The sequence below is a fragment of the Corynebacterium sp. HMSC074H12 genome (genome assembly GCF_001813755.1).
Lineage (GTDB): Bacteria > Actinomycetota > Actinomycetes > Mycobacteriales > Mycobacteriaceae > Corynebacterium > Corynebacterium hiratae.
Genome location: NZ_KV813901.1, coordinates 98,336 through 105,869, shown reverse-complemented (window position 1 = coordinate 105,869; position 7,534 = coordinate 98,336). Strand labels below are relative to the sequence as shown.

The 7,534-nt window shown below is 59.1% G+C and carries 5 protein-coding genes; all 5 read left to right on the top strand.

Annotated elements, in window-relative coordinates:
- The first annotated feature begins 410 nt into the window (after positions 1 to 410).
- The 5 genes from HMPREF2932_RS05035 to thrS all read left to right on the top strand — a co-directional run bounded on the left by HMPREF2932_RS05035 (position 411) and on the right by thrS (position 7,492).
- Positions 411 to 2,423, top strand: coding sequence for a vWA domain-containing protein (locus HMPREF2932_RS05035; protein WP_246818628.1), 2,013 nt, complete (start codon positions 411 to 413; stop codon positions 2,421 to 2,423).
- A gap of 195 nt (positions 2,424 to 2,618) precedes the next feature.
- Positions 2,619 to 3,221, top strand: a complete 603-nt coding sequence (locus tag HMPREF2932_RS05030; RefSeq protein ID WP_046648167.1) for a copper resistance CopC family protein — start codon at positions 2,619 to 2,621, stop codon at positions 3,219 to 3,221.
- Positions 3,222 to 3,298: 77 nt separating this feature from the next.
- A complete protein-coding gene (locus HMPREF2932_RS05025; RefSeq protein WP_046648166.1) occupies positions 3,299 to 3,985 on the top strand; it encodes a copper chaperone PCu(A)C in 687 nt (228 codons plus the stop codon).
- A 66-nt stretch (positions 3,986 to 4,051) separates the two neighbouring features.
- Entirely contained in the window at positions 4,052 to 5,335 is a 1,284-nt protein-coding gene (locus HMPREF2932_RS05020; RefSeq protein ID WP_071409735.1) for a Dyp-type peroxidase, read from the top strand.
- A gap of 93 nt (positions 5,336 to 5,428) precedes the next feature.
- On the top strand, positions 5,429 to 7,492 hold the full coding sequence (gene thrS, locus HMPREF2932_RS05015; protein WP_049154899.1) for a threonine--tRNA ligase: 2,064 nt from the start codon (positions 5,429 to 5,431) through the stop codon (positions 7,490 to 7,492).
- The last annotated feature ends 42 nt before the right edge of the window (positions 7,493 to 7,534 follow it).

The following is a 7,534-nucleotide window of genomic DNA, read 5'->3' as shown; positions in this document are numbered from 1 at the left end:
GAGGGTCGCGAGTTCGAGTCTCGTCATCCGCTCCGGCGAAAGTGTCCCTCCACTATGGAGGGGCACTTTTTTAATTTCTTCGCCCTTGCGTTTGGGGGTAAGGGTTTGCCTGGGTTTGGGGTGATTCACGGTAGATAGTGGCACAAAATCGCAGATTTTTGAGGCCTTGTTTACCGTGAGCGCTCGGGTTGGATAAGTTTGCCCGGGAGGTTGCCTGGGAGATGTGCAGGTTTGAGGCGGGCGTGTTGGAAGGGGACTTTTCCCCGTCGGTGGCCGAGCTTTTCGCCAGCCATTTATGATGTTTCTCACAGACTTGTCATCTCAAAGAAATGGACATCATGAGAGCCTTCTCCCCGTCATCATCGTCCCTTCAAAGCGCACTACGCAGCGCTTTTATCATTCTCGCCGTAATGCTTCTGGCACTTCTCAGTGCGATAGCCGTGCCAGCGTTTGCACAGAATCCCACGGGCGTCACGCGCAGTGAAGAGCCTGGGTCCGCTCCCACGGCTGACTCCGAGTCTGCACCGAGTGGAGATTCAGCAGAGGCACAGAGCGGTGCGACGATGCTTGTGCTCGACTCTTCGGGCTCTATGAATGTCCAGGATGCTGGCGGGCAGACCCGCCTGGACGCAGCTAAGGACGCAACGAAGAACTTCGTCTCCGAACTCGGCGGCACCATCCCGTTGGGACTCGTCACGTATGGTGGCACGGTCGACGAAGCCCCTGAGAATCAGGAAGCCGGATGCCGTGATATCCACGTGGTGAGTGGGCCTAAGGAGGACGTGGGGGATTCTTTCACTGGGCCAATCGATGACCTTCAAGCTAAGGGCTATACCCCGATTGGTGATTCCCTGAAGAAGGCCGCCGAAGAGCTAGGCGGTCAGCACGGGACGATCGTCTTGGTATCGGACGGCATTGATACCTGTGCGCCGCCGCCAGTATGTGAAGTAGCCAAGGAACTCCACGACCAAGGTATCGACCTTGTCATCAACACCATCGGCTTCAATGTCGACGAGGAAGCTCGCAAGGAGCTTTCCTGCATCGCAGATGCCGCCGGCGGCGAGTATCTCGACGCCGGGGACGCAGATTCACTGGCAGCGATGATTAAGAAGGCAGCAGGGCGAGCCGCAGACATTTACCAATCCGATGTCGAACAGATTGAAGGCAGCGAAGACATCAGCCAACCAACGCCGCTTCCACGCTGGGAGTCTGGCGAGGACTTCATCTTCCATGCTGAGTTGGATGCCCCGCCGAACGGCGGCAAGGAGTCACGTACCGATTTCCATGCTGAGTCATGGTCTATCCCCGTCAAGCCGGGTGAGCGCTATGTGGCGACGATGTACAAGACACTCGAAGGTGTAGTGGGAACACCGAACCGCCTGTATTTGAAGACGTTTTTCGGCGATGGTACGGAACCGCCAACGGGTACGCATGGTGGCGATGAAGGTTCAGATGATTGCACAGCTGACTGGGACAGTGCGAACACCGGCACTGTATCTGAGGCCTTGCCAAACACTAGCGCGTATACCTACGAAATCGGTTCCAAGAATTGCCAGGGCGACTTGGTCTTGACCGCGATGCGCGCAGGACAGTACAAGGCCGATGAACCATTAGACGTGGAGATCCTGCTTCACCGTGTTGACCCAGTATCCAACATCGACGAGCTTGTAAGTGGTCTTAGCAGCGAGCTGGACGGCGAACTCCATGCCAACGCCAACGGTGCCGACCAGATGGCTCCCGGAAACTGGTTTGACAGTGCTGCGGAGCTTCACAGCGGCCAGACCATCGAAACTGACATTGTTCAGGGCGAAGCGCACGTTTACAAGGTCCCAATGAAGGAAGGTCAGCAGCTGGCTGCCGCAATCAAAGCTGGAGAGGTTTCGGACAAGCAGGCTCTCCAGTACTCAGGCCTTGACGTGACTATCCTCAATCCGGTCCGAGAGAAAGCTGGGGAGCATGAAGTTTTGATCTGGCCTGATGAGGGGGATGAGGGATCGGCTTCGGCAGCAAGCCCTATCGCTTTCACCAACCGCTTCAGCTCCGATGCGGCATCCTCTTATGGCAACGCGAACTGGTTGGAGGGTGACTACTACATCGTGGTGACGCTGGATGCAGGTAAGGGGAATTACCTAGGGGAGAGCGAAGGAAATCTCACTGACAAGCGTGCCACCATGAAGTATTACCTCACGTCCAAGGTGTTGGGGGATCCAATCCAAGGGCCCATCTATGAGCCTGTCAAGGACAAGACTGAGGCACCGAAGAGTGATAGTGACGAAGGAAATGTGGACCAAGCAGCAAGCGCCGACGAGGATAAAGGCTTGGGTCTTGGCACCCTAGGATTTCTCTTGGCCGCAGCCTTGGGCATCATTGCGCTTGCCGTCATCATCTTGGTGGTCATCCTTCTTCGCGGGCGTAGACACTAGTGCTACCTGCGGGAACTGCGGCAGAATCCACGCTTGCGTAGGCATAGGGAACTTTTCTGTCGCGTGCAACGACTACTTGATAACCCCACGCACTCCACGTGGGGTTAAGGATTGGCTAGGAGATCCCTCCCAGCGATAGGATGAGGGAACCTTCAATCAAAAGTTTCATCACGCCATCAAGGAGTCATCCAAGAAATGCAGTTGCGTCAGGTCACCACAGTAGTCGCCGCTGGGGCCGTGAGCCTCGTGATTGGGCTGTCCGCGCCACTAGCCGCGGCACATGACTCAGTCATTGGCGGCAACGTGGTGGGTGACGCACCGCTGGAAGAATTCCCCCGTGAAATCACGCTGGAGTTCTCTGGCATTCCTCGGGATGACTTCAACACTTTCGCCGTGAGCGACACAACCTCCGGCGACGTGCTCTTTGATGCCACACCCACCATTGACGGACGAAACCTCACCATTGAGGTTCCCCAGGACATCGAACCTGGTGACGGCGAATACCAAGTAGGTTTTCGCATTACCTCCTCCGATGGTCACTCCACACTCGGCTCGGTGCCGTTCAGCGTAGCTTCCGGTGCTGCCGGAGGGGAGGCAGGCAATGGGTCGTCTGGAGCCTCTGGCCAAAGTGACGCGGATGCTGCCGCGGAAGACGGCGGTGCAGAGGACTCCCAGGACCCCCTGAGCTCCCTGCCCGCAGCTGCTAAATGGATCATTGGTATCGGGGCAGTTCTCGTCGTCGGTGCGGCAGTCTTCGCCTTCGGGGCGAAAACACGTCGCTCCGATGGCGCAGGCTAGGCCACACAGGGCCTCGATGACGCGCGAGCCAATCCACCTCATCCCCTTCAGGTAATTACTCCAGAAAGGCATGTTCCATGCTGAAATCCCGTTCTTTCTTCCGTACCTCCGTAGTTGCTATCGCGGCTGTCAGCCTCACCTTGGCTGGTTGCTCGCCGAGCGAGGAGGACTCGACAGCTACCGCGACGAGCACCGCGGCCAGCGCTGACAGCAGCGCAGAGAAGGGTGCGGAAACCAGCACGTCGGCTTCTTCCTCCGCTGAGTCTGGCGTAACTTTCGAGGATGCTGTCGTGCGCGCCATGGAGAAGGACTCCGATATGACCGCTATCTTCGGCACGCTCCACAACAACACGGACAAGGACATCAACGTAGTTGGCTTCAGCTCTTCGGTGAAGGCTAAGCACTATGAGATCCACGAGGTCGTAGACGGCGTGATGAAGGAGAAGGAAGAAGGCTTCGACATCCCCGCTGGCGAATCCCTCGAGCTCGCGCCGGGAGGTTTCCACTTCATGCTGATGGGAGTAACCGAGCCCGTCATGGCCGGTGAGACCGCAACCCTGACGCTGGAGCTTGCCGACGGCTCCACGATCGAGCTCGGCGATATCCCGGTGCGCACCATTGGCGCCGGCGATGAAGACTACGGCGACATGGGCCACATGAACCACGGCGATATGGACCACGGATCCATGGATCATGGTGAGCACATGGACCACTCGGACTCCGCAGACATGTCTGACATGAAGAAGGAAGAGCACGCGCACTAGAAACCAGCGTGTTCCGGGCCAAGGTAGGCAAGAAATCGGTTCTCACGAGATAGGGAGATATCAAAGATGAGCGGGTTCGAGGAACCTGTCAGTCGGCGTGGACTGCTCGCCGGAAGCGCTGTGGCGGCAAGCGCGGTAGCGCTTGCAAGCTGTGCGAAAGGGGATGAACCTGGACAGGCATCTGCGGATGCCTCCGCGGATGCCTCTCGCGCAGCGCAGGCTGGGGACGCCGGCAGCACAGGCCCGGAAAACCGCGAGGAGACCATGGGCGACGATATCGTCGCCTTCGACGGCAAGCACCAAGCAGGCATCCAAACTCCGGTTCAGGCGCACGTGGAATTGGTGGGCTTTAACCTCAAAAAGGACACCACCGCTCGCGGCGCGGCCGCGTTGATGCGACTGTGGACGGAGGATGCCCGTCGCCTCTGCACGGGTGAGAACCCGTTGGGCAGCCTCGAACCCGAATTGTCTACCACCCCAGCAAACCTTACCGTCACGTGCGGTTGGGGAGAGGGATTCTTCGACACGGTGGACGTCGCCAAGCCCAGCTGGCTGCGCGATATCCAGGCTTTTGACCATGATGACCTCCGCCCGGAATGGGGCCAAACGGATATCGTCCTGCAGATCTGCAGCGATGATCCTTTCACTGCCGCCTTCGTGTTGCGGCATATGACCCGTGCGGGCAAAGATTACGCCGACGTTGCGTGGATCCAGCAGGGATTCAGCCATGCCTATGGATCTGCACCGAAGGGTGTTACTCCCCGCAACCTCTTCGGGCAAAAGGACGGAACGGTCAATCCCCGAAGCGAGGAAGACTTCAACGAGCAGGTGTGGATCGAAGACGGCCCCTTCGCCGGCGGCAGCGCCATGGTGGTACGCCGCATCCACATGAACCTGGACACATGGGAGCAGCTTGATCGCGCAGCACGTGAGAACTCGACTGGGCGCACTCTCGATACCGGAGCTCCTATAGGTGCTAAGGACGAGTTCGACCCGGTGGATCTGGATGCCCGCAACGAGTTTGGTCTCAAAGCCATTGATGAGAACTCTCATGTCGCCAGAGCGCATCCGCCGGCGGAGCATCCAGAGCAAAAACTGTTGCGTCGCCCGTATAACTACAACCTGCCGCCGGCTCCGGAGACCACCCAGCGCGGTGAGCTCAGCAACGCCGGGTTGATCTTTATTTGCTACCAGAAGGACCCGACGACACAGTTTGAGCCTATTCAGGCGCGCCTTGACGAAGCTGATCGGCTCAACGAGTGGATCACCCACATTGGTTCGGCCGTCTACTACATGCCGGCCGGAACTGAAGGCGAAACCTTCTGGGGCGAATCGCTCATACGCAGTTAAGAGGGGTAGACTAAGCCGCTGTAACTTTCTCGTTGAGTGCTGCTCGGCCAGGTATGTCGAGCGGCGCGTGAGCGCAAAGGAGCGCACCAAGTCATGGCGGAAATGATTCCAGCAGTCCCGGTGAACTACGAACCAATCACGGTCCCGGCCGGTACTGCCGTGGGAGCAGCGATGCGCGAGCATGAGCTGCCCAACAAGGGCCCCGAAGCAGTTGTCGTCGTCCGCGGCGCCGATGGCACCCTCTACGACCTTTCCCACACCCCAGACACGGACTCCGAGTTCACCCCGGTTGCTGCCTGCGAGGAAGATGGCCGCGCCGTTATCCGCCACTCCTGCGGACACGTCATGGCCCAGGCAGTACAGGCGGAATTCCCCGGTACCAAGCTGGGTATTGGCCCGGCCATTGAGAATGGCTTCTACTTCGACTTCCAGACCGCTGAGCCCTTCACCCCAGAGGACCTCAAGGCCATTGAGAAGCGTATGAAGAAGATCATCAAGGGCGGCCAGCGCTTCGAGCGCCACGTCTATGCCACCACCGAGGAGGCTGAGGCGGCATTGGCCAACGAGCCCTTCAAGCTGGAGCTGGTCCAGGACAAGGGCAACGTGGACCCAGATTCCGATGAGGCCGCCGAGGTGGGTGCCGGAGATCTGACCCACTATGACAACGTCAACCCGCGCACCGGCGAGGTGGAGTGGTTTGATCTCTGCCGCGGCCCGCACGTGCCGACCACCAAGTACATCCCGGCATTTGCCCTGACGCGTTCCTCTGCTGCCTACTGGCGCGGTGACCAGTCCAAGGCTGGTTTGCAGCGCATTTATGGCACCGCCTTCGAATCCAAGGAGGCCCTGGAGTCCTACAAGACCATGGTGGAAGAAGCTGAAAAGCGTGACCACCGCCGCCTGGGTGCTGAGCTGGACCTGTTCTCCTTCCCGGATGAGATTGGTTCCGGTTTCCCGGTATTCCACCCCAATGGCGCTACCGTGCGCATGGAGATGGAGGAGCACTCCCGCCGTCGCCACATCGCGGACGGCTACTCCTTCGTGTCCACCCCGCACCTGACCAAGGGAGACCTGTTCAAGAAGTCCGGTCACCTGGATTTCTACGCGGATGGCATGTTCCCGCCGATGCAGCTCGACGGTGAGTGGGACGAGGATGGCAACTGCACCAAGCAGCCGCAGGACTACTACGCCAAGCCGATGAACTGCCCAATGCACAACCTCATCTTCGCCTCCCGCGGCCGTTCCTACCGCGAGTTGCCGCTGCGCCTCTTTGAGTTCGGAACGGTCTACCGATACGAGAAATCTGGCGTTATCCACGGCCTGACCCGCGCTCGCGGCTTTACCCAGGATGACTCGCATATTTACTGCACCCCGGAGCAGCTCGAAGAAGAGTTGACCAAGGTTCTGGAGTTCATCATTTCCTTGCTCAAGGACTACGGCCTGGATGACTTCTACCTTGAGCTGTCCACCAAGGACCCGAACAAGTACGTTGGCTCGGATGAGATCTGGGAGCGCTCGACGAAGATCCTGCAGTCGGTGGCGGAGAAGTCCGGCCTTGAGCTGGTCCCGGACCCGGCAGGCGCGGCCTTCTACGGCCCGAAGATTTCCGTTCAGGCTCGCGATGCCATCGGCCGTACCTGGCAGATGTCCACCGTGCAGCTGGACTTCAACCTGCCTGAGCGCTTCGAGCTCGAGTACACGGCGTCGGATGGCTCCAAGCAGCGCCCGATCATGATTCACCGTGCGCTCTTCGGCTCCATCGAGCGTTTCTTTGGCGTGCTCCTAGAGCACTACGCGGGTGCATTCCCGGCGTGGCTGGCTCCGCACCAGGTGGTGGGCATTCCAGTCGCTGATACCTTTGCCCCGCACCTTGAGGAAGTTTGTGCACAGCTGCGTGCACGCGGCCTGCGCGCTGACGTGGATACCTCCGATGACCGCATGCAGAAGAAGATCCGTAACCACACCACCGGCAAGGTGCCATTCATGCTTCTGGCCGGTGAGCGTGACGTCGAAGCGGGTGCGGTCTCCTTCCGCTTCCTCGACGGCACCCAGGTCAACGGTGTGCCGGTCGAGGCGGCAATCAACGTCATCGAGGCGTGGGTTCGTGAGCGCAATAACGAACAACCGACCAAGGACAGCATCGCCGAGCGCGTCTAGATGCATATGCATCTAGGCAGAGGCTAGAAAGGGAGAACATAC